General features: G+C 46.1%; 22 protein-coding genes. 19 read left to right on the top strand and 3 right to left on the bottom strand.

Features of this window, described 5'->3' with window-relative positions; genetic code table 11:
• Nucleotides 1-17: 17 nt before the first annotated feature.
• The 5 genes from ACZ439_RS07015 to ACZ439_RS06995 all read left to right on the top strand — a co-directional run bounded on the left by ACZ439_RS07015 (nt 18) and on the right by ACZ439_RS06995 (nt 6,173).
• On the top strand, nt 18-1,079 hold the full coding sequence (locus ACZ439_RS07015) for a glycosyltransferase (RefSeq protein WP_464620806.1): 1,062 nt from the start codon (nt 18-20) through the stop codon (nt 1,077-1,079).
• 314 nt (nt 1,080-1,393) lie between these two features.
• On the top strand, nt 1,394-2,683 hold the full coding sequence (locus ACZ439_RS07010) for an oligosaccharide flippase family protein (protein ID WP_464620805.1): 1,290 nt from the start codon (nt 1,394-1,396) through the stop codon (nt 2,681-2,683).
• Nucleotides 2,680-4,110 (top strand): O-antigen polysaccharide polymerase Wzy, encoded by a 1,431-nt coding sequence (gene wzy, locus ACZ439_RS07005; protein WP_464620804.1) that lies wholly within the window; start codon nt 2,680-2,682, stop codon nt 4,108-4,110. The genes ACZ439_RS07010 and wzy overlap by 4 nt, the downstream gene beginning before the upstream one ends.
• Nucleotides 4,111-4,161: 51 nt before the next feature.
• Nucleotides 4,162-5,301 carry a glycosyltransferase gene (locus ACZ439_RS07000; RefSeq protein ID WP_464620803.1) on the top strand — a complete coding sequence of 380 codons (1,140 nt, stop codon included), beginning with the start codon at nt 4,162-4,164 and terminating at the stop codon, nt 5,299-5,301.
• 344 nt (nt 5,302-5,645) lie between these two features.
• Nucleotides 5,646-6,173 (top strand): hypothetical protein, encoded by a 528-nt coding sequence (locus ACZ439_RS06995; RefSeq protein WP_464620802.1) that lies wholly within the window; start codon nt 5,646-5,648, stop codon nt 6,171-6,173.
• Between the two features lie 179 nt (nt 6,174-6,352).
• Here the strand turns inward: ACZ439_RS06995 and ACZ439_RS06990 are convergent, their stop codons facing one another.
• Nucleotides 6,353-7,573, bottom strand: a complete 1,221-nt coding sequence (locus ACZ439_RS06990; protein ID WP_127608444.1) for an IS256 family transposase — start codon at nt 7,571-7,573, stop codon at nt 6,353-6,355.
• A 192-nt stretch (nt 7,574-7,765) separates the two neighbouring features.
• On the opposite strand from ACZ439_RS06990, the gene ACZ439_RS06985 reads away from it, so the two are divergent.
• The 3 genes from ACZ439_RS06985 to ACZ439_RS06975 all read left to right on the top strand — a co-directional run bounded on the left by ACZ439_RS06985 (nt 7,766) and on the right by ACZ439_RS06975 (nt 10,490).
• Entirely contained in the window at nt 7,766-8,506 is a 741-nt protein-coding gene (locus ACZ439_RS06985) for a hypothetical protein (protein WP_464620801.1), read from the top strand.
• Nucleotides 8,507-8,532: 26 nt separating this feature from the next.
• The gene (locus ACZ439_RS06980; protein ID WP_054797556.1) at nt 8,533-9,540 is read left to right on the top strand and encodes a copper amine oxidase N-terminal domain-containing protein; all 1,008 of its coding nucleotides are present in this window, start codon (nt 8,533-8,535) and stop codon (nt 9,538-9,540) included.
• A gap of 149 nt (nt 9,541-9,689) precedes the next feature.
• Nucleotides 9,690-10,490: a class I SAM-dependent methyltransferase gene (locus tag ACZ439_RS06975; RefSeq protein WP_054797555.1), complete on the top strand. Its 801-nt coding sequence runs from the start codon at nt 9,690-9,692 to the stop codon at nt 10,488-10,490.
• Between the two features lie 30 nt (nt 10,491-10,520).
• On the opposite strand, the gene ACZ439_RS06970 is transcribed toward ACZ439_RS06975, so the two are convergent.
• A complete protein-coding gene (locus tag ACZ439_RS06970) occupies nt 10,521-10,685 on the bottom strand; it encodes a hypothetical protein (protein WP_155614492.1) in 165 nt (54 codons plus the stop codon).
• Nucleotides 10,686-10,954: 269 nt separating this feature from the next.
• Here ACZ439_RS06970 and ACZ439_RS06965 point away from each other — a divergent pair, with 269 nt between their 5' ends.
• From ACZ439_RS06965 to ACZ439_RS06915, 11 genes are all read left to right on the top strand, one after another.
• Nucleotides 10,955-12,847, top strand: coding sequence for a DUF2334 domain-containing protein (locus ACZ439_RS06965; RefSeq protein WP_464620800.1), 1,893 nt, complete (start codon nt 10,955-10,957; stop codon nt 12,845-12,847).
• A 77-nt stretch (nt 12,848-12,924) separates the two neighbouring features.
• On the top strand, nt 12,925-14,289 hold the full coding sequence (locus ACZ439_RS06960; protein WP_141335164.1) for an MATE family efflux transporter: 1,365 nt from the start codon (nt 12,925-12,927) through the stop codon (nt 14,287-14,289).
• Nucleotides 14,290-14,403: 114 nt separating this feature from the next.
• Nucleotides 14,404-16,629: a sensor histidine kinase gene (locus ACZ439_RS06955; RefSeq protein WP_258313435.1), complete on the top strand. Its 2,226-nt coding sequence runs from the start codon at nt 14,404-14,406 to the stop codon at nt 16,627-16,629.
• Between the two features lie 72 nt (nt 16,630-16,701).
• Entirely contained in the window at nt 16,702-17,418 is a 717-nt protein-coding gene (locus tag ACZ439_RS06950) for a response regulator transcription factor (RefSeq protein WP_127610394.1), read from the top strand.
• Between the two features lie 47 nt (nt 17,419-17,465).
• The gene (locus tag ACZ439_RS06945; RefSeq protein ID WP_054797558.1) at nt 17,466-17,732 is read left to right on the top strand and encodes a hypothetical protein; all 267 of its coding nucleotides are present in this window, start codon (nt 17,466-17,468) and stop codon (nt 17,730-17,732) included.
• 148 nt (nt 17,733-17,880) lie between these two features.
• Entirely contained in the window at nt 17,881-18,996 is a 1,116-nt protein-coding gene (locus ACZ439_RS06940; protein ID WP_464620799.1) for a PQQ-dependent sugar dehydrogenase, read from the top strand.
• 127 nt (nt 18,997-19,123) lie between these two features.
• Nucleotides 19,124-19,900: a Cof-type HAD-IIB family hydrolase gene (locus ACZ439_RS06935; RefSeq protein ID WP_054797551.1), complete on the top strand. Its 777-nt coding sequence runs from the start codon at nt 19,124-19,126 to the stop codon at nt 19,898-19,900.
• The gene (locus tag ACZ439_RS06930; protein WP_141335160.1) at nt 19,869-20,189 is read left to right on the top strand and encodes a hypothetical protein; all 321 of its coding nucleotides are present in this window, start codon (nt 19,869-19,871) and stop codon (nt 20,187-20,189) included. Before ACZ439_RS06935 ends, ACZ439_RS06930 begins: the two co-directional genes overlap by 32 nt.
• 453 nt (nt 20,190-20,642) lie before the next feature.
• Nucleotides 20,643-21,374 carry a Crp/Fnr family transcriptional regulator gene (locus ACZ439_RS06925; protein WP_464620798.1) on the top strand — a complete coding sequence of 244 codons (732 nt, stop codon included), beginning with the start codon at nt 20,643-20,645 and terminating at the stop codon, nt 21,372-21,374.
• A gap of 145 nt (nt 21,375-21,519) precedes the next feature.
• On the top strand, nt 21,520-23,160 hold the full coding sequence (locus ACZ439_RS06920; RefSeq protein WP_054797547.1) for a glycoside hydrolase family 13 protein: 1,641 nt from the start codon (nt 21,520-21,522) through the stop codon (nt 23,158-23,160).
• Between the two features lie 466 nt (nt 23,161-23,626).
• Entirely contained in the window at nt 23,627-24,520 is an 894-nt protein-coding gene (locus ACZ439_RS06915) for a LysR family transcriptional regulator (RefSeq protein ID WP_464620797.1), read from the top strand.
• Nucleotides 24,521-24,533: 13 nt separating this feature from the next.
• Here the strand turns inward: ACZ439_RS06915 and ACZ439_RS06910 are convergent, their stop codons facing one another.
• The gene (locus ACZ439_RS06910) at nt 24,534-25,973 is read right to left on the bottom strand and encodes a hypothetical protein (protein ID WP_155614489.1); all 1,440 of its coding nucleotides are present in this window, start codon (nt 25,971-25,973) and stop codon (nt 24,534-24,536) included.
• Nucleotides 25,974-25,997: the final 24 nt, after the last annotated feature.

The following is a 25,997-nucleotide window of genomic DNA, read 5'->3' as shown; positions in this document are numbered from 1 at the left end:
TGATTGGAGCTATACGTATGAATACAAAAAAATCTATTATAATGATTGGGCCGATTCCACCTCCAATTGGAGGTGTTTCAATTCACATATCAAGACTAATTTCTATGCTTGAGAATATACATGATATATATATAATTGATACATCAAAAAATAAGTTGGTATTATTACTAAGACTTTTTAAATTATTTTTTCTATCGTTATTTAAACCATCTCATTTTATTGTCCATAATCATATTTTTAAATTAGAATTTAATGTAATAATTATAATCGTATGCAAAATTCTTCGTGTTAGATATATTCAAACGATTCATAGTTTAAGGTTAGACAAAAAAGAACTAGGTATAAGAAAATTAAGTTTAATTAAATTTATTATTAAGAATTCAGATAATATAATTGTAGTGAATAAAAAGATTAGAGATGATTTAATGCAGTATAATCAAAGTGCTTTGCAAAAAATTTTGGTACTTCCTGCCTTTATTCCTTATGAAAAAGAAAGTACTAAGATAAATGGAGATTATTTAAAATCCTTACAAATAGAGGAGTTCATGACTTCACATGAAATTCTACTATGTGCGAATGCATTTAAAATTGTATTTCATAATAATGAAGACCTATATGGAATTGATCTTTGTATCGAATTAATGAAAAAAATTAAAAGCTCAAAAGGACACAAGGTTGGTTTCATTTTTATGTTACCTCAAATTGGTGATTTAGAGTATTTTAATATGATGAAAAAACGTGTCATTGAATACGGAATAGAAAAAGACTTTGTTTTCATTAATAAAGAAGTAGATTTAGTGCCGTTGTTTGAATATATTGATATTTTCTTGAGGCCAACGAACACTGATGGTGATTCGTTATCTATAAGAGAAGCAATTTATTCGGGAATTCCTACTATTGCCAGTGATATCGTGGAGAGACCTTTCGGTACGATTACTTTTAAGAATAGGGTTGTATCAGATTTATTCGAAAAAGTTCTTGGTGTAATCGAAAATATTAATGATGAAAAAAGTAAAGCCCAAAACTTGGCTTATGCCCAAGAGGACTTAGTAAAAAAATATTACTTAATCTATAAGTAAATCAATAAAGAGTATCTCTAGTTGGGTAAGATACATTGTGAAAATAATTTTAAAATAGTAACTTGGATTTTAACAAGTGTATTTATGTTATTGCTTTAAATAAGGATCGATAAAATGTGAAAAACTATTTTCCTTGTATATAGTTTTATGGAATGATCATGATACTTAATAAAGTAGGTTTGATTGAATTTATACAGGTTGTTATATTAGGTCATGGGGACGAAATATAACAGGTGTTTTAGAATTTTTTTAAGTTGCTATGTATATTACAGCTAAGTTCCTTATTTTGTTATAAGATTTGGAAGGGTGTCAATATGTTGATTAATCTATTAACTAGTTCCCGAAAATTATTAAAGCAATTTAATACAAATGGAATAAGGGCTGTTTCAGGTGTGTTATTAGCAAATGTTTTTAATCAAGCTACAAGCTTTTTTATAATTTTTATAGCTGCCAAATTACTTAGTGTAAGTGACTTCGCAAGTTTTGGGATTGCTATTTCTATAACTATGCTATGGGGGATGTTTTTAGACTTTGGGTTAAGTATTACAATAGTTAAATATTTTAACACTGTAGAGTATAATAACAGATTTGAATTTTTGCAAGTATCTTATTATTGGAAAATAATACTCTGTTTAGTAAACATACTAGTTAGTTTCCCCTTAACCAGTTTAGCTATTTTTTTTCTACCTGTATTAAATGGATATGAAAACCTAGTTTATATAGCTTTTTTATCAGGTGGTTTACTAAGTCTTTGGCAAACTGTTCGGTCTATAGAGCAAGCCCAAAAAAGTTATACCAATTTCAAAAAATTTACTTTTATATATGGATTTTTAAGATTAATGTTTATACTATCATTCTTAATATTAGGTAAGTTTGAAGTAAGTTTGGCTTTTTTGTCATTATTCGCTTTGCCTTTAAGTGTACTCTTATTATTAGGTGGTATTAAAAGTAGTATCTTATTTAGTTTTTTTAGAGAATTTTATAAAGTAAATTGGAAAGAGTTTTTCTCGGTAGGATCTTCTTATAGTATATGGGTTGCTCTTTCAACTTTTTGTTTTATATTACTTTTAAGACTCCCTCAATTTACTCTTGGTGCTTATACTTCAGAAAAAGAGGTAGCATTATATAGCAGTGCAATGACTTTCGTTGTGGTTTTTTCATTACTTAATGATGCAATTAGAATTGTAATAATGCCTGACATATCATCTATAAAAACTAATGAACTGCGTAAAAAATACAAAGTCAAGTTAGTGAAATTTTTCCCAATTGTTTTAATCTTAGGGGTTATTATAATGGCTATTGTATCAATTATAATTTTCTACTTCTTGGATGATGTCTATAAGGAAAGTATTCCCCTATTTTGGATTATTGGTATAGCTCATATTTTAATGATTTATATTGGTCTTTTTAATATTCTAATTCACTCTTATGGTATTCCAAAAATAGATGCAATAAATAACTCTATGAGGTTATTTTTATTAACTGTATTACTAATTTTAATTCCTAAGACTGCCGTCTCAGTTAGTCTTGCTTTTGCTATAGTTGCTGTTTTAGGTGAAATGTATTTGTTTTTTAGAATAAAGCAATTGGAGAGAAAAGCATGAATTTAAAAAATTCTAGAAAATCATTAATTCTTATAATAATATATTTGTTAATTTGCTTCACTTTCTTGTTTGTTTCTATATTAACTATATATGGTATTGTTGATCCTGGTCATTTATTGTTTATTATTATTATAATTTTAGGCATAGAAGGTTTTGTAAGCTTATTATTAGGTTTAAGGGAGGATGGTTTTTCACCTTCAATATTAATACCATTTCTATATATGTTCTATGCCTTGGGTCCGATATTAGCCAATGAATTTGATGAGCATGTTTATTCATTGTATTTATTTTATCAATTGTTAGGGTTAATAGCGTTAAAGTTAGGGTTATACTTTGGAAGCTTTTTTCTCAAACATAAATCTAACTTAAAGATGGAAAAAGGACTATATCTAGATTATTTAAGGGATAGGCACTTACTATACAAAACTGCGTGTGTTTTATTCATAATTGCCTTACCCTCTATTGCTTTAGAAATTCATGCTTTTGGAGGTTTAATAAATCTTATTAAAATAGGACATGGTGGAGACAGATTTCAGATTATTAATAGTGCGTTTATAATAGGAAGAGGTCATGAGTGGCTGCTACTGTCTGCTATTTTATTTTTATATCATGGAGTAAGGGAGAAGTCGTTAAAGTATATTCTCTTTGGGATTTGTGTATATATTTCTGATAGTGTATTACTTTTATATATTGGTGGACGAAGCACAATAGTCTACACTTTAATCTTTGCGGGAGTATTGTTTAATTATAGTGTAAAAAGATTATCGGGGAAGAGGCTTGCAATTATTTTGATTATAGGCATTGTAATCTCTCAATATTATGCATTAGCGAGATATTTCATCCCTCAAGGGTTAGTGTATTCTTTTATTCGAACATGGGATGTAGTATTGCAAAATCCCTATCTTTTATATCCTTGGGCCACTAATGAATTTAAGTACCCTGCGATGTCAATGCTTGAAATGATTCAATACGGGACTCCTCCTCTTTTATACGGTCAAACATATGTTGGGGTTATTGGTTCTATTTTCCCTTTTATCGGTAATTTATTTAACGAATTTAGTTTCAATCCAAGTATGTGGAGACTTGAGATGTTTTATCCAGAGGTATTAGCAGAGGGTGGAGGGCAAGGGTATTCTCCGATTGCAGAAGGCTATATTAACTTTAGGGGAGCCGGTGTTTTTTTTCATATGCTAGTTTATGGATATTTGATATCATATGTTCACAACTTAATGAAATCTAAAAATTCTTTACTTTTAATCCTAGTTTATGCAGCTATGCTTCCATTATTTTTATTGGATGGGTTAAGAATACATGCAAGTAGTTGGGTATCAAAGTTGTTTAGAGCGTATCTAATTGTTCCTATTATTTTCTTTATAATTAGTCTTTTTACTACAAAAAGAAGGAATAATTATGTAAATAGAAATTGAATACCCATACGAAAAATCAAAATTAAATATGTATCGTTAGAAGGTGGATGTATGAAAAAAATAAATATAATGTTTTTAATTAATAGCTTCTCAATAGCTGGTGCTGAAAAACTAGTCTATGATATCTCTAAAAATTTGAATAAAAATAGATTTAATATTTTTGTTTGTAGTATAAGTTATTCAAAAGATAATAAAGAAACAGAAATTAGGAATGAATTAGAAGAATACGGAATAAAAACATTTTCATTAAATAAAAAAAGTGGATCAGAAAGGTTAAAAGCAATAATAAGATTAAGGGGAATTCTTACTAATTATAGTATTGAAATTCTTCATACCCACTGTTCTAGCCCTGACATTTATGGGAAAATAGCATCTATAAATAAAGTGCCTGTAGTTTTTTCAACAATACACAGTACGGGTGGATATTCACCTTTACGCGAAAGGTTTTTAAATATCATCACAACTAAATATATAGCTATTTCTCAAACTGTAAGTAAGTATGGCAGCGAACATTTAAAATTACCTAATAATAAAGTTGAACTCATCTACAATGGAGTAGATATTAATGGTTTTAAAGCTAATAAGTCTTACAGGGCATCAATATTAGAAGAGTTTAAAATTGATAGCAACAGCTTGATAATAACTAATGTTGGAAGAATTGTTAAAGAGAAGGGGCAAGAATTTCTTATAGATGCTATTCCTAAGGTATTAAAAAAAAATCCTAATGTTCAGTTCTTAATAGTTGGTGATTGCAACTTAAATGAAAATTTTTCCAAAACTTTAAAAGATAAAGTCAAGGAGAATGATTTAGAGAGGTATGTAACATTTACTGGGGTACGAAATGATGTTAAAGAAATATTATCTGCTTCAGACTTGTTTGTATTCCCGTCTATCCAAGAGGGTTTCGCGTTGGTCACACTTGAAGCATTAGCTGCTGGAATACCAATTGTAGCTACTGATGTTGGAAGTATAAGAGAGGTCCTTATTAATAAAGTTAATGGATTAATAATTCCACCTAAAAGTGGAGATGAAATTGCAGAGGCAATTAATTTTATGCTAAATGATTTGCAGAATGCCAAAAATATGGCCCAAAAAGGAAGAGACCTTGTAGAGAAAAAATTTACAATTAATAATACAGTTAAGCTACATGAAGAGTTATATTGTAAATTTTCAAAAAGTAAAGTTTTTTAATAGTCTGCAAATATTTGTAATCCACGTTGATGAAAATTAAAGCGAGGTGTCCCATCTAATGAACATACTAGTTACCGGCGGTAAAGCTGAAAGCTTAGATAATAACAAATAAAGAAATTATATTCTATGAAATAGATGTAACAGCGGCGGATTTGGTGGATGATGTTCATTCACAACTACTATGAGGAAGGTATAAAAATATCTATACCTATGGTTTGTATCAATATGCTATCAATGCTCTTTATTCACTCGGTTTCATTTTGAAAAGTAGTTATTGAAATGCTTAATCCCTAGAATTAAATAGAAATCACCTTTCGATGTGCTTGCTGAGAGGAGAACACATTTTGAAAAAGTGGCTAATAGGATCGTTAATTGCGATAAGCTTATTAAGCATTGGTGGCTATGCCAGTTATCATTATCTAGTAGACTTGGCAGCTAATAAACTGCTGCAAGAGCTTCCCAGTGATTTAACGAACTCAGACATTTCCATTGACGTCGAGGGGTTAACTAACAATAATGATCAGTTAGTTGCAACACAGTCAGCTAGTGAGAAGGCAAAGGAGTTGAAGCTGGATGCTGCCGAGTCCAAAACAGAAAATATTCCTCAAGAACAGAATTCCACAAAGCAAGAAGAAATTAAGAATTCGAACGCAAAAAATGATAGCGAGAGCCGGGAAGTTCTAAGTTTTGAAAACAAGCAACAAGCGGTTAAATTTGCCATAAGTAAATTTTCGGTTTCTGAAATCAAGCACATCAAACAACTGGCTAGCGGAGAGTTAACGGCTGAGAAAAAGGCTGAATTAAAAAGAATAGCCTATTCCAAATTCACCAAGGAAGAAATAGAAGCTGTAAGAAAAGCCGTTTCCAAGTAGTACGTTGAGTCTGTCAATAATTTTGTGTAATCTCTCTTTCCCGAGTCTAGTAACAGTGAGCCGCGGCTTGACTTGGAACCTCCGGCAGGCATGATGTCCTTGCGAAAGGGCGAATAGCTGAAGACTAATTCGCACCGGCATCCAGCCTATCATGCCTGCCCCTCCAAGTAAAGCCGCTTTTAACGTACTTGAACGCGTTCTGGATAGTATACCGTGAGTTGCAGCAAAATCTGTCCCCAGTTTTGCACGCGGCCCGTCCACCTTTTTAGTACGTCCATCGTGGAAAGATATAACATTTTTAAAAGCGATTCATCCGTTGGAAAAATGCTCTTGCCTTTCGTGACTTTGCGAAGCTGCCGATGGTAGCTTTCGATCATGTTCGTCGTGTAGATGAGCTTCCGAAGTTCCGGAGGATACTTGAAGAAAGTCGACAATTCATCCCAGTTCTGCCTCCATGATTTCACTAACAGGGGATATTTACTTCCCCAGGTCTCTTCAAAACGATCCAGCTCCAGCAGAGCAGCTTCTTCCGTAGCCGCCTTGTAAATGGGTTTAAGGTCAGCCGTCACCTTCTTGAGATCTTTGTAGGATACGTATCGCGTGCTGTTTCGAATCTGATGAATGATACATTTTTGAATCTCCGTTTGCGGGTAGCATGCAGAGATGGCCTGGGTGAAGCCCGTTAGGTTGTCTACACAGGCAATGAGAATGTCCTGCACTCCACGATTCTTGAGATCATTCAGTACGCTGAGCCAGAACTTGGCGGATTCATTCTCGCCAATCCAAATGCCGAGTACGTCTTTATTGCCTTCCAGATCAATCCCAATGACCATATAGGCCGCTTTGTTTACAATATGCCCGTCCTGCTTTACTTTAAAGTGGATCGCGTCCAAGAAGACAACCGTGTAGATGTTTTGTAGCGGCCGGTTTTGCCATTCCTTAATGATGGGAACAATTTTATTTGTAACGTTTGAAATGAGTGTAGGTGAAACCTCAACGCCATACAGATTCAGCAGGTGATCTTGAATATCTCGCGTGCTTACTCCCTTAGCATAGAGAGCCACAATTTGGTCTTCAATCCCTGTGACATTGGTTTGATGCTTCTTCACCACAACCGGATCAAACTCGCCCAAGCGGTCACGAGGCACTTGGATTTCAATGTCCCCATACTCCGAAGATACGGTTTTCTTGCTGTAACCATTGCGGCTGTTCTTTGTTTTTTTGCTTTTGGCATCGTAACGATCATACGCTAGCTGCGTATCCAACTCAGCTTGGAGCGCCTCTTCAAGTACGTCCTTAAACAATTCCTTCAAGGTTGTTTGAATGTGTTCAACCGATTGAAAGTTGTGTTCTTTTACAAACTCACGCAAATCCTTTTTGGTCCAAAACTTCTCGATCATGTCTTCGTACCTCCACCGGGTTTTCTATGATAAAAGTATGCCCATTTTTCCCCGGTTTAAGAGGTTACACGATTTATTTTACAGACCCAGTACGTTAGTAGTGGATGCTCACTTCCAATACTATTACCTAGCATCAATACGTGTTACTATATAGAGGAAAGCTGATCTACTAACTATACATAGGGTGATTGGATGAGGAAAAAACTCTTGGTCGTTCTGGCTAGTTTGGGTGTTCTTATTATAGCGGCGTTCTTTATTGCGAATAAATCGTTCTCGATTATTATGAATAGCATAAGCGGAGGAAGTTCCTTACATACACTATCGGCTGACTCTACAGTACAAAAGCAGCCCAACCTCGATAAGTCTACGAATAGCGACAATCAGGTCGTACCGGAATCTAATTCCGTTTCAACTCAGAGCTCTAATTCTACTGAAAATCATGGTGCCTTATCGACTTCTGCGCAAAATGAAAAAACAGAAGTCAGTCCTATCACGGAAGATAAAGGATCTAACAAAGCAACATCAGATGCTGCTAAAAGTTCTGCTGAAAGCCAGGAGAAGCCGAACGGCAATACAACCCAATACTCAGCCACTATATCAGAAGAGAAAGCGGAAAAAGTGAAGGATGAAATCACCATAGCCGAAAAAGCCAAGATAACCTCCATGCTTTTATCCAAGCTTAGTCCTAGCGAACTAAAACTATTTGCCCAAATGGCATCAAATGGCCTATCATTGGAAGAAAAAAAAGAAGCCAAAAAAATCATCCTCAATAAGCTATCCGAGGATGAATACAACCAGCTCATCGGTATTGCCGCTAAGTATGGTTTAAGCCAAGGCAAAAACTACGCGGATTCGAAGAAACAAGATCTTTCAAACAAACAAGATACAACCAAACAAGATACAACCAAACAAGATCAGCCCAAACAACCCTAAGTCTAGGTAACAGAAAGGTGACCACAGTGAAGAATAAAATTAAACTATTTTCCTTAGCCGCGATGTTATTCGCAAGCGCAGTAAACACCGCTTCCGCCGCGCAAACCCCGCAAAACGTTGATGTTTACTACGTTCCGCTGCAATTCGTCTTCGATGGGGAGCAATATGCTCCGCCGGAAGATCAGCAGGGCTTTATTTATGAAGGAAGTACATATGTGCCGCTGCGCTTTATCTCTTACTCTCTGAACAAAGCCGTCCAGTGGGACGGGGATACATATAAGGTCACAGTAGAAGAGCCGAAAGCTGCGGATAAAGTGCAGATCGATGAGTATAATCTCAATACGAAGGTGCGCGGCGGGAAATTGCGGGATTCCTTTGACGCTTCCCAGTTGAAGCCGTCGAGCATTTCAGTATACCAAGAGAAAGTCCAATACATTTTCGACGGCCAAACGAAAGAAATCGGCGAAGAGCTGCCGGGCTTGTTCGTAGATAACAGCCTCTATGTGCCGCTTCGCTTCTTCTCGGAGTCCGTTGGCAGGAAGATCGAGTGGGATGCGGTGAGCTATACGATTAAGGCCGAGGTTCCGGCGGCGGACAAGCCGAAGGCTGAACAGGATAAGCCGGCAGAAGCTCCGAAGCCGTCAGAAGCTCCGAAGCCGGCGGCACCAGCAGCACCGGTGATGGGCGGCGGAGGCGGCGGTGGCGGCGCTACGACGACAAGGACGGAACAATCGATCGCCGATGAGTTTAAACCACGGATCGAAGCCCTTCAATCGGAAGCGATGGTGTATTTCTTAGGCTTGCTTGCGCAGTACAGTAACATTGAAGACGAGCAGGAGAAGGCTGCCAAGAAAGCGGAATTGAGAACCCAAGCCGAAGCCAAGCTTGCCGAGTTTGATAGCCGCTTTAATACGATCATCTCTGCGATGGAAGCCAAATTGGGCGAGTACCAATATGGCACCGCCAAGGCCGATGAATATCGGGCAAGCTATGAACAGGCAAAGTCTTTGGCTAAACAGTCTTACGGTATCTAATCAGCTTGACTTCGCATCGTTCTCTCTAGCGGGAGGACGGTGCTTTTATTTTATTAATAAGATATTGCAATAATGACTATCGCTTTTATATATTTCCCCAATAAGCCTGCCATCCCTCATAATATAGAAAAAGGAAGGGGCTGAAAGCCATGACCAAGAAAACGGGGAAGCCGGCGGCCGGGCAGCAATGGAATGCCGAGCACTATGACAAGCAAATCGGGTTTGTGTCGGAGCTGGGGAAAGGTTTGATTGCGTTGTTGAAGGCGCAGGCGGGGGAGCGGATTCTGGACCTGGGCTGCGGGACGGGGGATTTGGCCTATGAGATTGCGCAGATGGGGGCGCATTGCGTAGGGATCGATTATTCACAAGAGATGATCGATAAGGCACGGAGTAAATACCCCGGTGTACGGTTTGAGCAAGCGGATGGCCAAGCGTTTCGGTTGAAGGATGGCGAGCAGCCCTATGATGCGGTATTCTCGAATGCGGCGCTGCATTGGATGAAGCGTCCGGAGCAGGTAGCGGAGTCGGTATGGTTGGCTCTGCGGCCTGGGGGGCGGTTTGTGGCTGAATTCGGCGGAGCCGGGAATGTGGAAACTATTTTCTGTGCGGTCCGTGATACGGTAAAGACATATGGCATCGACGCCGGTGAGCGGGACCCATGGTATTTTCCGACGATTGGCGAATATGCTTCGATATTGGAGAATCAGGGCTTTCAAGTAGGGTATGCGGAATTGTATGATCGGCCCACACGCTTAAGCGATGGGGAGCAGGGGATGCGGCATTGGTTGAAAGCTTTTGCCGGTGTGTTCTTTGAAGGCTTGACGGAAAAAGAGAAAGAGGAAGCGGCCGATCGCTGTGTGCAATTGGTAAAACCCGTCCTCTATGAGGGCGGGCAGTGGATGGCCGATTACCGGAGGATCCGGGTGCATGCCATGAGGCCGTGGCGGTGATGAAGCTCAGGTAGAAGTTTGTAATGAAGTTTAGTCTCGCAGGCTTAAGAAGGAGACGCGGTTTTCCAGCGACGACATCCGTTCTTCCATCGCGGCGAGCATCTGCTCGAGTTCGGCAAAGCCTTCGTCGATACCGGCGTATTTATGGCGAATATCCAATAATTCTTGAGTTATAGATTGGAGATTGTTTTCCATCTTTTTATCCTCCTGACGGATTACATCCGAATGAAAGTTATATTATAATAGATTCGACTAGTTCTTTAGATTTTAGTCGGTCGTTTACAAATAATTCCATGCCCGCAGGTGAATGCCTGCGGGCTGCTTCTATATACCAATCTAATCTATGAAATAGATTTGGGGCGTTACTAGTTTCAAAGAGGAATTGTTAACAGTGGAAGCGGTTTATATATGAGCAACTTGTCGACTACGTGCATGGGTGCAGTCAGAGAGGGGTTATCATCCGAGTGTTTACTTTCCGTACGATGCCATGGTTACGCTTATTTGTATCCATATTGTTACTAGGTTCTGTATTTACCGCTTACCATATGGCGGGTGTGCAAGGGGAGGCGCGCATTCCGCCCTTTGTTCTGATCCGTCTGGAGGACGTCGGACCGGGAGGACAGTACGGGTCCATAGACCAGCTCGGGAAGCTGCGGGCCGTGCTTGAGTATTTGCAGGAACAGCACGTGGCCTATCATATCGCCCTAATTCCCAGATGGATCGACTACCCGAAGGACGGCCCCGCTTACGATGTGAGACTGGATCAAGCAGATCATCCGTATGTAGCGGCATTCCAAAAGGTCGTCAAGGATGCGCTTTCGTCGGGAGCCATCGTCGGCATGCATGGCTATACGCATCAAGTCGGACAAAGCCGCAGGGATGACGGGCACCATGAATCCGGTATCGGCAACGAGTTCGACGTGGCGGATGTGGCGGAGACGCAGACGAAAGCTTTTGCCGAGGAGCGGATGCGGGAGGGGCTGGCTATTTTTCGCAATGCCGGCATTACACCGCAGTTTTGGGAGGCGCCCCACTATCATACGACAGCGGCGCAGGATGAAGTGTTTCGCTCGTACTTCGGCTTGCAGTATCAGTCCGAGGTTCAAGCGCATCGTAACGCGCCTGCGGCTATTTATATGAATGGAAGAAATGAAGGATCGACTTTGGGGGCGGCCTACGTGCCGACGCCTTTTGATTACATCCCTTCTAACAAGGATGAGCGGGTGATCCTGGACCGTCTTGGCAAATCGGACAACATTGGCTCGTTCTTCTATCATCCGTTCCTGGAGTTCAAGTCGCTGATACCGGTAACCGACGAAGAGGGCGATCAACTGTATCGGGACGGGCTTCCGGTATATCGCTACCCCGATAAAAATGTCAGCGTGCTGCAGAAGCTCGTAGCCGGCTTGAAGGCGAAAGGGTATGCTTTTTATTCCATACAAGATTACGTGCCTTTCACCCCGGCTCAGCATGTAACGGCTGCTGATGGTTCGCTCTCCCGCTTGCTGCTCGGTGATGCGGACGGCGACGGGCAGGTGGACCGGATCGATTGGAATGAGCGCAATGGGGACGTCTCCGTGACGTTGGGAAGGTATCAGGGAGTACGGAACGAGCAGCCGGGCCAGGCCGCGAAGTGGGGACGTATGGCTTATAAGAAGGGGGCAGCGGCGGCGGTCAGCGGCAGAGACGAGAAGGGCCCGTGCAGCGTCTGGAAAGCCGATCCGAACGGGAAGCTGGAGCGGTATGCAGCCAGCGGCGGGCGGTTCGAGCCGTCCGGCAGTTGGACGATCGATGCACGCGCTTGGGATAGCTTATACACGCTGCCGCTTGCCGGAGGCGACCTGCTGGTAGCCGGTTTGACTCAGGAGCGCCGGGAGCTGTATGGTTGGCTTCTCCATAAGGACGAGATGAGGCCGTTGAAGCCTTACAAGCTGCGAAGCGAGCTGCGTTCGGAGCTTCAGGCAAGACGCGAGAGCGGCGGGACGTTGTTCGCGGCTAAGGACGGCGCTTCCGCAGGGATCGAGTTTAAGCCGGATACGCAAAAGCTCGAGTGGACGGCAGCCCGGGCCGGTCTTGACTTGCCGAACGAGGAAGGGAAGCTGCGGTTCGGCGATTATAACGGGGACGGGCTCGAGGATGTGTTCCGCTGGAATAGCCGGACGATGACGGGGACGGTGTATTTGCGCACGAATGAGGCAGGGTGGAAGCTGTTGTCCGGGTTCGGCCCTTGGGGAGTGCCCGGCGCGGAGCCGAAGCTGTGGATTGCCGACGCCGACGGCAACGGAAAAAGCGATCTGGCGCTTCAAGACGGCAAGAGCGGCGACTTGGACGTTGCGCTGTCTTTTATCCGTCAGTAAGACTTGACCTTGTTCCTTTCCGGTTTTTCAGGCAAAATGGAGATGTACGCGAAGACGGAAAGGAAATGGACTTCTATATGAAAAGTTGGCTTCAGCAGTTTACGCAGCATTGGAAAGTGATTCTGGGGCTGGCGCTCCCTTCCATTATTTCGTTCGCGTCGGGTACCGTGACCGGTACGATCAATTTATTAATGGTGGGGCCCATGGGGGCGCTCGTCATTGCGGTGGTCGGCGTGTCCAATATTGTGGCCTACAACGCCTGGGCGCTATGTTCGGGCTTCGGGCATTCGGTCAATTATTTAGTGGCGCAAAATTACGGCGCCGGGCAAATGGATCAAGCGGTACGGCGCACGTACACGGCCTTATATGTCGGTTCGGCGGTCGCTCTGCTGGCGGCTATCGTCGGGCTGCTGCTGCCGGGCTCGATTCTCCGCTTGATGGGCGGTTCGCCCGAGCTGGTCGGGGCTGGCGCCGATTATTTGCGTTTCAGGTTGTTTGCGGTGGCGTGTTTTACGGTCAGCTTCGTCCTGCACGGATTTTTTCGCGGGGTGGGCGACACGCGGACACCGATGGTGATGTCGCTTGTGGCGAACGGCTCGATGATCTTTTTTACCTATACGTTGACGTACGGGCACTGGGGATTCCCGGAGCTTGGGCTTCGGGGAGCGGGGCTGGCCGTTCTGATCGGAGAGGCGCTCAGTCTGATCGGCAGCGCATATGTGTTCTTGGTGCCGATGCATCGCAGGTTTGTGACCCGCAGACGTATTCGGCTGGAGCGGGCCGAGTCGAAGCTGCTGCTGGTGGAAAGCGGAAAGCTGGGCATGCAGGAGATGGCGATGTCGCTCGCGATGTTCGTCTTCACCATGTTCGTTACGCGTCTGGGCACCGAAGCGCTTGCGGCCAATGAGATCGCGCTGAACGTGATGGGGCTTGGCTTTATGCCGGCATTCGCTTTCGGGGCGACGGCGACGATCCTGGTCGGTCAAGAGATCGGCCGTGGCCAGCCGCGCTTGGCGCGCCGGTTGGGTACGGATGTCGCCGTGCTCGGCAGTTTGTTCCTGCTCGTGCTGGGGACGGTCGAGTTTTTCTTCGCGGTGCCGATCGCCCGGCTGTATGCGTCCGACCCGGCCGTCTATGAGTTGGCGGGTCGCCTCCTGATGATCTCCGCGTATTTGCAGCTGTTCGACGGGGTGTTGAACTATTATGCCGGGGCGCTGCGTGGACTCGGCGATACGACGTTCCTGCTGCGGGCGTCGCTCGTGCTCAATTGGCTTGTGTTCATCCCGCTTGCCTATGTGCTGACCTTCACGCTGGAGCTTGGAAGTACCGGAGCGTGGCTGTCGCTCTATATATTCTTAACGCTGATCGCGTTGGCGTTATGCATTCGTTTCTACCGTACCGACTGGGATACAGTCACGGTGAAGCAGCCGAGCCATGTGTAAGGCGGAGCAAGGACGAGCGGGTATCCGATCCGGCTGCGCGGAAGAAGCTCGCGACCGGCGTCCTTGACGGCATCCGTAACTATTTCAATATCCCCGGGAGTAGGGTGCAAAACCGTGAACCGATACTTGAATATGCGTGTCATGCCGTTCGTTCTATTCGCGCTGCTGATGCTTAGCCTGGGCTTGCTCAGCCCTCTTCTGTTCAACCTCTCCGGCTCGGCGCCGGTTGCGAAGGACGGCGTGCTGGATCTTCGTGAATGGCGTTGGGAGGACGGGCAAGCCGTACGTTTAGACGGGATGTGGGAATTTTATTGGAAGGAGCTGCGCGACCCGGATCAATTCGCCGTGAAGTCCGGTACAAGCCCGGGTACGAGTCCCGGCGCAGGACTGGATTCAAGCGCCGACTCACGGGCCGGCTCAAGCGCTGACTCACACGCCGGCTCAAGCAACGACTCAAGCCCTTCTGAAGACGGCGAGCGGTCAAGCTTGACTCATGTCGCTGTACCCGGTTCGTGGAACGGGACGGTTGTGGGCGGCCGCTCGATCGAAGGTGAAGGTTACGCCACGTACCGCCTCCGCGTCCTGCTGCCCGAACCCGAGCAGGCGCAGGAGCTGGCGCTGGACATACCGACGATCAACACAGCCTACCGGTTGTGGATTAACGGCCGCATGACGGCGGCTGCCGGGCAAGTCGGCACGAACGCAGAGACGTCCCGGCCGGAATTTGTGCCGCAGTTGACGATTGCGGACCGGTTCGCCTCGGAGCTCGATATCGTGGTGCAAATCTCCAACTACGATCACCAGAAAGGCGGTATCCGCCAGCCCATCAAGTTAGGTCTCTTCCAGTCGGTGAGCCGGGAAAAGGAGTTGTCCGCCGGCTTCGACACGCTGCTGATCGGCAGCCTGCTCATCATGGGGCTGTATCATCTGGGGCTGTTCGCCGTTCGGACGAAAGAGCTGTCCACGCTATATTTCGGCATCTTCTGTTTATTGTTCAGTCTGCGGATGATGCTGCTCGGCGAAATTGTGATGACCAAGCTGTTCCCCGGCTTCAGCTGGGAGCTCGAGCTGGTGCTCGAATATATGACAGCGGCGCTGTCCTTGCCGGTCTTCATCCTCTTCTTCGCCAACCTGTATCCTTCGGAAAGCTCGCGGACCGTCAACATGGTCTTCTGCGTCGCGCTGCTGGCTTATTCTGGCGTGCTGCTCGCCCTGCCGCCGTTCTTGTTCACAAGCGCGTTGTGGGTGCTTCAATTGCTCGTTGTGCTCGGCATTTGCTACATTCTGTCAACCGTCACGCTGGCGTTCATAAGACGCCGGGAAGGCGGCAGCCTCCTGCTGTTCTCCTGCTTCATTCTGGCGGCTGCAATTATTAACGATATGATGTACGCGCATGAGTGGGTGAAGACGACGGAACGCATGTCTGCGTTTGGCCTGCTGGTGTTCATTTTCTCCCAGTCGTTGCTGTTGTCCATGAAGCTCTCACGCGCTTACGTCAACGAAGAGAAGCTGTCCGCAGCGCTAACGGAGATGAACAGCGGGCTTTATGAGAAAATTAAGGAGCGTACCGGCGATTTAGAGCAGGCTTACGAGGCGTTGGTTCTGACGAATGGCGAGCTGTCGCGGATGGTGACGTCACGCAGTCATCTGATCAGTAACATTTCCCACGATTTGGGCACGCCGCTGACGACGATTCAAGGATACCTGGAGGCGATCCTGGACGGGCTGGTCGATACGGAGGAGCAGCGGGAGCGGTACTTGCGCATCATTCACAGCAAAGTGATCGGGATGGACCGGTTAATCGAAGATTTATTCCAGCTATCGCAGCTGGAGGCGAGGCAGGTCGAATTCAAGAAGCAGCCGCTCACGACCGAACGTCTGATCGAGAGGCTGTACCAGCGCTATGAGCTGGACGCGAGGAACGCGGATATTCATTATACGCTGTCGATACGCGGAGAGGCGGCGCAAGCGGGGACATTTTCCACTGTAAACGTCGACGTGGAGCGCTTGCATCAGGTGTTCGGCAATCTGGTGGCGAACGCAATTAAATTTACGCCGTCCGGCGGCATGATCCAAGTCGATATGATCGATAACGGTGCAGAAATGAAGGTTCGCGTCCTCGATACGGGCGAAGGAATTGGCGAAGACGATCTGCCGTATGTGTTCGACCGGTTCTATACGAGCAACAAGTCGCGCAATTCCGTTACGGGGGGCAAGGGTCTCGGGTTGTCTATCGCCAGGGAGATCGTCGAGGTTCACGGAGGGCGTATTTGGATCGAGCACACAGCCAAGGGGCAAGGTACGATCATCTGCTTCTCGCTTCCGGCAGAAAAGGCTTGACCGCCAGCCATTATTTGCCTATTCTAAACAGTAACAGCGGGACTTTGGGATTATGTTTCGGACGGTGATGGCATGTCGGCTCAAAAAATTATGATTGTCGAAGATGACCCCGAAATTCGGGATGTAATCCGTCTTTATTTGGAGAAGAACGACTACGACGTCGTTTGGGCGGGTAATGGAACGGATGCGGTCCTGTTGGCTGAAGCCGAGCAGCCGGATCTGGCCATTCTAGACGTGCTGCTGCCGGGAAAAGACGGCTTCGAGATATGCCGGGAGCTGCGGGCGGTATCGTCGGTTCCGATCCTGTTTCTGAGCTGCAAGAAAGAAGAGTCCGACAAAATCCATGCGCTTAACTTGGGCGGCGACGATTATATAACGAAGCCCTTCTCCCCTAACGAGCTGATTGCCAGGGTGCGCGCGCATCTGCGCAGACCGTTCATGACGGGCGGCGAAACGGCTGAATCGGCTTCGGCCAAACTGGCGTTCGGGTCTATCCGCATCGACCGGGCCAGCCGGGTGGTGAAGGTAAACGGTCAAGACGTGCAGCTTTCCCGCAAGGAATTCGACTTGCTGCATTATCTTGCTTCGCGGCCGGAGCAGACGTTCACGCATGAGCACCTCTTCCGCGAGATTTGGGGGCAGGAATGCTTCAACGACACCCGTACGATTATCGTACATGTCAGCAACCTGCGCAAGAAGATCGAACCGGACCCTTCGAATCCTCGATATATTATCAATGTGCACGGGGTCGGGTATAAATTCGCGCATCCCGGCGGAACTTACCACTAACATACAGCTGAGCGCGAGCTTGCCGCGACGAAGAAAGGGGAATGGATATGGAAGTGAATATTACGGAAGCGTCAATGACGCATTCCAAGGAAGACGGTTATTTGGGACGCGTCGTGTTCGGGGTGACCGGACAGCAATCCGCTTACGAGCTGACGCTCCAGAGCAAGAACGCTCGCGATTGGTCCTACAGCTTAAGCTTTACCGCAAGCTCGGGCAAGGAAGAAGACATCTATGTCGTGGAATCGCGGCTGGAAGAAGACGATGAGCTGTTCGACGCCCTGGTTGATGCCGCGATGCAAAATTTGCAATCGTAGAAGAACGAATGCCTGTTATCGCGGAAATAGGCTGCGGCCAAGACAGGAGAAGAAAGATCGCAGCAGCGTTCGCTCTATGGGGCGATACGCGCGCGATCTTTTTTGCGATTTTACCCATTAAAAGGAATTGCGTGAAGGAGGGGATTGCGTGAAGTCCAAATTTGAGATCGTCTTGCTGGTGCTCTCGCTGACATTTATGTTATCGTTGACGGCTTGTTCACAAGGGAAGATCAAGCCTCCGGATACACCGGCAAACAAGGAAACGCCGGAATCGGCCGAGCGGGAGAGCGGGAAGAACGCTTCGGTCGAGGTGTTGGCTGAAGGGCTGCGGACGCCTTGGGCGCTCGATTTTCAGGGGAGTACGATGTATGTCAGCGAGCGGGAAGGAACGATCGCGAAGATCGAGGGAACGTCGGTCAAGCGGCAAGAGGTGCGTCTCCGGAAGCCGCTTCTTTCGGAAGGAGAGGGCGGTTTTCTCGGCTTCGTGCTCGCCCCAGACTTCACCGTGAGTAAACTGGCCTTCGCCTATCATACTTACAAGGATAACGGGACGGTTTGGAACCGGGTCGTCGTTCTGAAGGAGAACGCGGACGGTTGGACGGAGCAGCAAGCGCTGCTGGAGCGTATCCCGGGCTCGCTCAACCATAACGGGGGAAGATTGGCTCTCGGTCCGGACAAGCAGCTGTACGTGACGACGGGAGATTCGAATGTGCCTGATTTGGCGCAGGACCTCAGCAGCTTGGCCGGAAAAATATTACGGATGACGCCGGACGGTCAAATTCCAAAAGATAACCCTTTTCCCGAATCGTATGTGTACTCGTACGGACATCGCAATTCGCAGGGGATTGCGTGGACGTCAGACGGGGCGATGTACGCTTCGGAGCACGGGCCTTCGGGCTCGCCGGCAGGGCACGACGAAATGAATCGGATTCAGGCGGGCGCCAATTACGGTTGGCCGCTTGTCATCGGTGACGAGAGGCGTGAAGGGATGCTCCCGCCCTTGTATCATACAGGTCGCGAAGCCATAGCCCCGTCCGGAATTGCAATAGGCGGGAACGGTCCCGTCTATGTGGCTGCTTTGCGCGGAGAAGCGCTGTTCCGCTACGAACCGGAGACGAAGTCGATAAATGCCGTCCTGCAGCATGCAGGGCGTCTCCGGGACGTGAAGGTTCATGGCGGGTATGTGTATGTATTGACGAACAATACGGACGGGAGAGGCGTGCCGAAGGCGGGCGACGATCGCTTGATGAGGATGAAGGAGTAGACGTCGTTCCTCGTCCGATATGTAGATGCCCATCATCCGGTCGTTGATGTTTTTATGGAGATGGCATCGGCCCTCTCTGGTATAATAAATAGCGAACCAGATAAAGAGAGTGGAGTGGACGCAAGCGATGATCCGATTAGTTGCATTCGATGTAGACGGCACGCTGCGGGATCGGGACCAATTGCCCGAATCGACGCGGACGGCGCTGAAGCAGTTGAAGGAAAGAGGGATCGCCCTCGCTTTATGCACGGGAAGGAGCGAATATGAGATGGCATCGCTCCGCGAGGAGCTCGGCATCGATTGGGCGATCACCTGTAACGGCAGTCATGTCGGGCATCGGGGGAAGACGTTGTCCGGTACCCCGTTCGCGCGGACGACGGTGGAAGGGTGGCTGACGGAGGCGGAGCGGTTAAACCATACGCTGTTGTTGTACGGGGCAAACGGTTTGTATACGAACCGGGAGAACGCCCCGTTGTTCCGGCGCGCGCAGCAGGAGATCGGCTTCATGGAGCCGACGTTAATCGATTCGGCGAGCGGCGAGCTGCCGGAAATTTACCAGAGCATTATCTTCTGCGGGGAAGAAGAGGAGTCTTTCTATACGGGAGCGGAGCGTGACGGCTTTTACGTTCATCGCTGGCGGACGTGGGCGGTCGATCTGAATCCGAGCGGCATGAACAAAGCGATCGGCCTGCGGATGCTGATGGATCATCTGGCGATCGCCCCCGAAGAAACGGCCGCCTTCGGCGACGGCCTGAACGATTTGGAAATGATCGCATCCGTCGGCATGGGCATCGCGATGGGCAACGCCTGCGAGGAACTGAAGGAGCGGGCTCGCTTCGTCACGAAGCCGCTGCACGAAGATGGCATCGCGTATGCGGTGGAGAAGTGGATATTGCCCGCATGAAATACATCCGGGATTTGTTGGTGCTCGCCGTCGCGGCGACTCGCCGCTCATCCGCCAATTGCGGTATCGGCTCGACGAAGCGGGGGGTGTACTTCTTTTTGCTTGGGCGGGCGTGATGTTCCTCGGGATGTTCGCGGTGTTTCCCAAGGAGAAGGGCTGCATCGATTTTGCGATGTTCTCGTGCTGCCGGTTTGCGGCGGCTTCAGCTCCTTGCTTAGAGCAATTCCCGGGGCGAAAAAGGTGCTGCAGCGGACGAACGGCGGCGAACCGCAGGCAGGGCTTGGCTTGATTTCAGATGCTGGATGCACAATAGCGGAACTATGAGATGATGATGCGCTGCTAGTCCGGCTGCAAATCCGGATCGGCACGACTAACATCTCGCAGTTCCGCTGTTTATGTTTGAAGAGGACATATGCTTTTGGCAGTAGCCTACAGGATATCGATGATCGTCTATTTGGTTAAAGCCCGTTTTAAAAATTTTTTTAGCGTTTTGAACCGGCTCGATTTTATGGCAGAGAAAGCAATAGAAATATAAGTCGCTTGTCATAAACAGCTCTCCTAATGAATGCTTGCATCATGATGGTTCCTAGATTTTAAATCATGCTCATTTTTATAAAATATGCTTCACGCCATTAAACATTCACAAACAACATAGGATTAATGCTATAATGACGGGTAACCGAGCCCTTCTCTCGGCCTATTACATAAATGTTACGGATCGTTGCAGCAAGGGGGGCGCATCTTGTTCTCATCTGTTCTTGATTTGCCTATATTTAAAGATATCGATATCCGGGACGAGTCTTTTGTGCTGTCCAGGTTTACGGAACGAAATTATGCGAGCGAGCAGGTTGTTTTTTTTCAAGGCGATGAAGGTCACGAGATGTATATCATCAAATCAGGCGCGTTAAAAATTTACCAGGAGCATGAATACAAGCAGATTATTCTCGCACACCAATTTCCAGGCGAAACCCTTGGCGAACTTGAGGTGCTTCATCACGACAATCGCCGGCTTGCTTCAGCCGCAACCATAGAAAAAACGACGTTATGGATGATAAAAAAGCCTCAGCTCGAGGAGATCATCTATGCTTTTCCGCAAATCATGCGCAGATTGTTCTATGTGATCAGTGAGCGCCTTCGCCAAGCGAACAGAAAAATCGAGTACCTTGCCTTTCTGGACGCCCGTGTTCGAGTGGCGAATCTTCTTCTTGATTTATATACGAATTTTGGCGTTGAAACGGAAGAAGGATACATGATTAATTGGAAGATCACCCAACAACACTTTGCCGATATGATCGGCATCGGTCGTGAAAGTGCTACGCGGGCGCTGCATGAATTTCAGGACGGCGGCTTGATCCGTATGCAAAATAAGCATTTCATCATTATCGACTTGCACGGGTTAAAATCCCTTACCGGCCCGGATCGCGATACATCCGAATGGAGACAATGGCACTCCTGCCATAACGCCTTTCCGTAGGGGGAAGCGAAAAGCCGCACTAACGTCAATAAATTACACCAAAGAGTATAATTTTAGTTCTCTAAAATGAATGGACAGTTCTTTATAATGGACAATATAAACATGCAGTTCCTGCCAAATGAATGCCTGCAAAAGGAGAAAAATGATGAAAAAAGCATGGTGGAAAGAGTCCGTCGTCTATCAAGTTTACTGGCGAAGCTTCTATGATTCGGATGGGGACGGGTATGGAGATCTGGAAGGCGTCATTCATAAATTGGACTACATCCAACAGCTGGGCGTCGATGTCATCTGGTTAAATCCTGTTTATGGATCGCCGGATAAAGATAACGGATACGATATCTCCGACTACAATATCATTATGGAAAAAGCCGGCACCATGGAAGCTTGGGAGAAACTTCTCGAAGAAGTTCACCGAAGAGGCATGAAGCTCATCATGGACTTAGTCGTTAACCATACTTCCGATCAGCATCCGTGGTTCCTGGAATCCAGGTCCTCGACGCATAACCCGAAGAGGGATTGGTATATATGGAGGGACGGCAAGAACGGGAAGGCGCCTAACAACTGGCGGTCTTACTTTTCTCCGTCGACCTGGGAATGGGATGAATTAACCGGCCAGTACTACTTTCATTCGTTTGCGGTGGAGCAGCCGGATCTGAATTGGGAGAACGCCGAGCTGCGCGAAGAAATCTATAAGATGATGAGATATTGGCTGGACAAGGGTATAGATGGCTTCCGGTTGGACGCCATTGCGCTGTTGGCGAAACCCAAAGACTTCCCCGATGCGGAGAATCCGCAAGATATCCGGTATTTGACCAATAATCCGGGCTTGCATACGTTTCTGCAAGAAATGAATGCCCGGGTGTTTAAGGACTACGATATTTTAACGGTGGGAGAAGCCGCTTTCGTAGGACCTGAGGAAGGATTGAAGTATGTAGCCGAAGACCGGCACGAACTGCATACCTTGTTTCACTTCGAGGTTTGCGACGAAATGCCGGATTGGGACATGCTGCGCTTTAAGAGCATTCAACGTCGCTGGTACGAAGGTCTCTGGGGAAGAGGCTGGAATTCCCAATTTCTGAACAATCACGATCATACCCGCCAAGTGACGCGCTACGGAAATGATGGCCAGTACCGCGTGGAATCGGCGAAGCTGCTCGCCACGATGCTCCATACGCTGCCCGGCATCCCTTACATTTATCAAGGGGAAGAGATAGGCATGACCGGCGTAGAGTTCCCTTCGATCGAGGATTACGACGATATTGCGATGAAAAATAAGTATGCGGAGGAAGTAGGCAAGGGCAGGGATCCCGCAGAGGTGCTTCAAAGCTTGAAAGCGTTAAGCCGGGATAATTCACGGACTCCGATGCAATGGGATGACAGTGAGCACGCAGGGTTTACGAAAGGCACGCCTTGGATTAAAGTGAATCCGAATTATAAAGAAATCAATGCCCGACGCGATGTTAATGATCCTCATTCGATCTATGCCTACTACCAGAAATTAATCTCGTTAAGAAAACATCATGAAGTGATGGTTTACGGCGAATATGAGGATCTTACGCCGCATGATGAACACCTTTATGTCTATACTCGCCGCTTAGAGGACATCACATGGCTCGTGATGCTCAATCATTCCGATCGTCCGCATTCCTTTGCCTGGCCTGCGGGCTATGAAATGCGGAGCCGGCAATTGATACTTGCCAACTATGGCGACGACGTTAAGGAAGAAGAGCCGCTTTCCGTGGTGACGCTTCGTCCGCACGAGGCCCGCATCTATCAAATCGGTTGATGCGATCCATAAAGCGAATAATTCCAAAAAGGATCCGCCGGCGGATCCTTTTTTGGGTTGAACGCTCGTGCCTCCATTCGACGGACTGGGAAGGCCCCCAATTCGCCTCGCTTTTGCATATCCCGATCGATCAGGAAATAAAAATGATCATCGTCCGCCGTTCTCCTTGCCCCGATTAATAGCCCGTAATCGGTATCCACGACTTCAAAACGCGGGGCACTCCTGCCCGGGCAGCTCGGGTTTATCCTCCGGTTAGTTAATGATATCATTTTGTAAGAACCTTTTCCCCGGTAACGACCTTAACGATTGACAGAGGGTCACAGCTATAGGTACGATAGTTTTATACCGAGTACGAGAAGTATGCAGCACCCAATTGCGGCAGTGACCGATACTGCGGGTTGTATAGAAAGCGGACAGCTGTAGAAACGGGTAAGCGCTTAAAAGATATACGGAAGGAAGAACAACTATGCAGCTAAAGAACATTGAGGCGTTTTTAAAAATTGTTGAAAAAGGGAGTTTTTCTGCAGCCGCAGATGCTTTATATATTAGCCAACCCACCATCAGTGTTCGGATCCAACAGCTCGAACAACAACTGAATACCCCGTTGTTTCAACGGATCAACGGGAGAAGGGTGGAGTTGACGCAAGCCGGGGAAAAAATTTTCCCCTATTTAAACGAAAGTTTCAAGCTGATCGAAAAAGCGTATGAAGAACTGCAAGAAATACCTGTGCAGAGGAAGAAACTGCGAATATCCTGCCCCAATCATATGGGGGTAGAAATCATGCCGGAAGTACTAAAAGTTTTATATGAATGTTATCCAAACTTTGAATTTCCCGTTAAAATCAATCCAACAGATCTTGTCGTCAAAGATATTCGTTGTGATGAAGCCGATGTTGGATTTGGTTACATTCAGGTAGAAGAAAACTATTCTGACATCTGTATGATCAAAATTGCCAACGAACAAAATATTCTCGTTTGCGCACCTGATCACCCTTTGACACAATTGGAAAAGGTTGTTCCGTCCGATTTAAGCAATCAACGTATTATCGTATACAATCGTGAATTTTATGCAACGCAAATGGTAGAGCAGTTTCTGGAAAAAAACCAACTAAAAGATTATAAGGAAGTCGAGATCAGTAACATCGGATGGTTAAAGATGATGGTTCGAAAAGGTATGGGAATTGCATTTTTACAGGAAGTTATCGTTCGGGAAGAGCTGAATAACGGTACTATTGTAAAACTTAATCTTCGCAAATCGCTTCCCCCCACACCCATTTACTTACTCTTCCATTCATCGGTAGACCAGAAAATGAAAGATACCATCATTGAAACGTCAAAAAATTTATTTTCTAAGTATTAAACAAAAGGGGATTCTAAAGCCATATAATGGCACTTGTTAAAATGAGAGAAAATGCGAGAACATAGACTATACTCCAACTAGCGATACGCAGCGGGCTTAACTGAATCATGGAGGACATTAAACCGAGCGTACCGCTAAAAGGCCCCATAAAAAATGTCATAACGGCACCGCCAAGTAAGGCAACCGCTATCTGGTCGGTTGAAATTCCCAGAACGTCTGCTGTCATCGACTGAGCTAATAAGTTGATAACGACAATCGGATGCATACCAACAAAAGATAAAAATAAAATAAAAAGCGGGAGAAGAAATACAAAAAAATGAATACCAATTAAATCATGCAATTCGATAAATAGTTGATTAACCAAACGGTCGTTTCCTGAAAAGCGAAGTGCCTCCGCAAAGAACCCGGCGCTTAAAAAAACAGCGAACGACTCGCTCATATCAGGCATTTTATGCTTAAAGTGATGTTTGGCTTTATACCAGAACTCAGGGCCCTTTTGGCGGAGCAGGCACCAAATCCCGGCAAAGGGAAAGGTCAACAAGGTAACGACGACCACTAAGCCTAATGACGAAATGCTATCGATGTATACCACCAAAAATAGGAGAATGACAATCGCAGCCGTGATTTCAAGTAACATACGACGAACGGAAGAGTGTTCCTCAACGGCTGCAGGTGATAGAGCAGCGGCCGTTTCCTCATGGGTATCATGGGTAACCTGCAGTTGTCTGTTGCCTTCGATCACACTGAAAATGATCCAATTTAAAACCAACGCAACTAAACTGATCACAAAAAGCAAAGGGAAAATATGTGCCCAACGAACTTGGGTCACATGAAGAACAACTCCCACAATTCCGGAAAAAGGAGTCCATATAATAGGCAAAGAATAGCCTTGAATAATGCAACAGGCTAAAAAACGTTTGCGATTTTCAATTGGCCAAGCATCCACAACCGATTTCACGCTGGAGTGGACGATTGGAATAGTAGCCATGTTCAAGAAAGATCCAAGAAAATAGGATAACGTTGTGATTGCCCGATACAATTGAGAAACGGATTTAATTTTTCCATCAAATAACCGTTTAAAAGCCTCTCCGTATCCTGCGACCTGGATAGGTATAGACAATAAAGGAACAATCGCAAACAGAGAAAGCAAATAGAGCATATCGCCGTGAAGCTTCACATAAGAAAGAACATCAATTCCTTTATTCCAAACCATCGAGGTCCCTGCGGCCAAGAACGTTATTGAGATGAGTTTGCTCGAAAGTTTGCAAGAGGAAAGTGAAATAACGATCGACAACATCGACACAAGAGCCAGTATAATCCGTAAATCCTTCCACGCGATCAACTGATCCGCGATAAATAGCATGACGGCCAGTGTAAAAACAATAGATTTCATGTAAAAGGATAAGTGCTCTGTTTTCATACGCTTCCCTTTCTTGCAGTTTGTATCAACCAACCCCTGCACTCCTGAGTTTATCAT

This window comes from Paenibacillus sp. JCM 9796, from assembly GCF_055379675.1.
This window is presented reverse-complemented; position numbering and strand designations above follow the sequence as displayed.

Coding starts and splice junctions, on each gene's coding strand:
- ACZ439_RS07015 (WP_464620806.1), top strand. CDS start 18: ATGAATACAAAAAAATCTATTATAATGATTGGGCCGATTCCACCTCCA.
- ACZ439_RS07010 (WP_464620805.1), top strand. CDS start 1,394: ATGTTGATTAATCTATTAACTAGTTCCCGAAAATTATTAAAGCAATTT.
- wzy (WP_464620804.1), top strand. CDS start 2,680: ATGAATTTAAAAAATTCTAGAAAATCATTAATTCTTATAATAATATAT.
- ACZ439_RS07000 (WP_464620803.1), top strand. CDS start 4,162: ATGAAAAAAATAAATATAATGTTTTTAATTAATAGCTTCTCAATAGCT.
- ACZ439_RS06990 (WP_127608444.1), bottom strand. CDS start 7,573: ATGATCGAGAAGTTTTGGACCAAAAAGGATTTGCGTGAGTTTGTAAAA.
- ACZ439_RS06985 (WP_464620801.1), top strand. CDS start 7,766: ATGAGGAAAAAACTCTTGGTCGTTCTGGCTAGTTTGGGTGTTCTTATT.
- ACZ439_RS06975 (WP_054797555.1), top strand. CDS start 9,690: ATGACCAAGAAAACGGGGAAGCCGGCGGCCGGGCAGCAATGGAATGCC.
- ACZ439_RS06970 (WP_155614492.1), bottom strand. CDS start 10,685: ATGGAAAACAATCTCCAATCTATAACTCAAGAATTATTGGATATTCGC.
- ACZ439_RS06960 (WP_141335164.1), top strand. CDS start 12,925: ATGAAAAGTTGGCTTCAGCAGTTTACGCAGCATTGGAAAGTGATTCTG.
- ACZ439_RS06950 (WP_127610394.1), top strand. CDS start 16,702: ATGTCGGCTCAAAAAATTATGATTGTCGAAGATGACCCCGAAATTCGG.
- ACZ439_RS06945 (WP_054797558.1), top strand. CDS start 17,466: ATGGAAGTGAATATTACGGAAGCGTCAATGACGCATTCCAAGGAAGAC.
- ACZ439_RS06935 (WP_054797551.1), top strand. CDS start 19,124: ATGATCCGATTAGTTGCATTCGATGTAGACGGCACGCTGCGGGATCGG.
- ACZ439_RS06930 (WP_141335160.1), top strand. CDS start 19,869: ATGCGGTGGAGAAGTGGATATTGCCCGCATGAAATACATCCGGGATTT.
- ACZ439_RS06920 (WP_054797547.1), top strand. CDS start 21,520: ATGAAAAAAGCATGGTGGAAAGAGTCCGTCGTCTATCAAGTTTACTGG.
- ACZ439_RS06915 (WP_464620797.1), top strand. CDS start 23,627: ATGCAGCTAAAGAACATTGAGGCGTTTTTAAAAATTGTTGAAAAAGGG.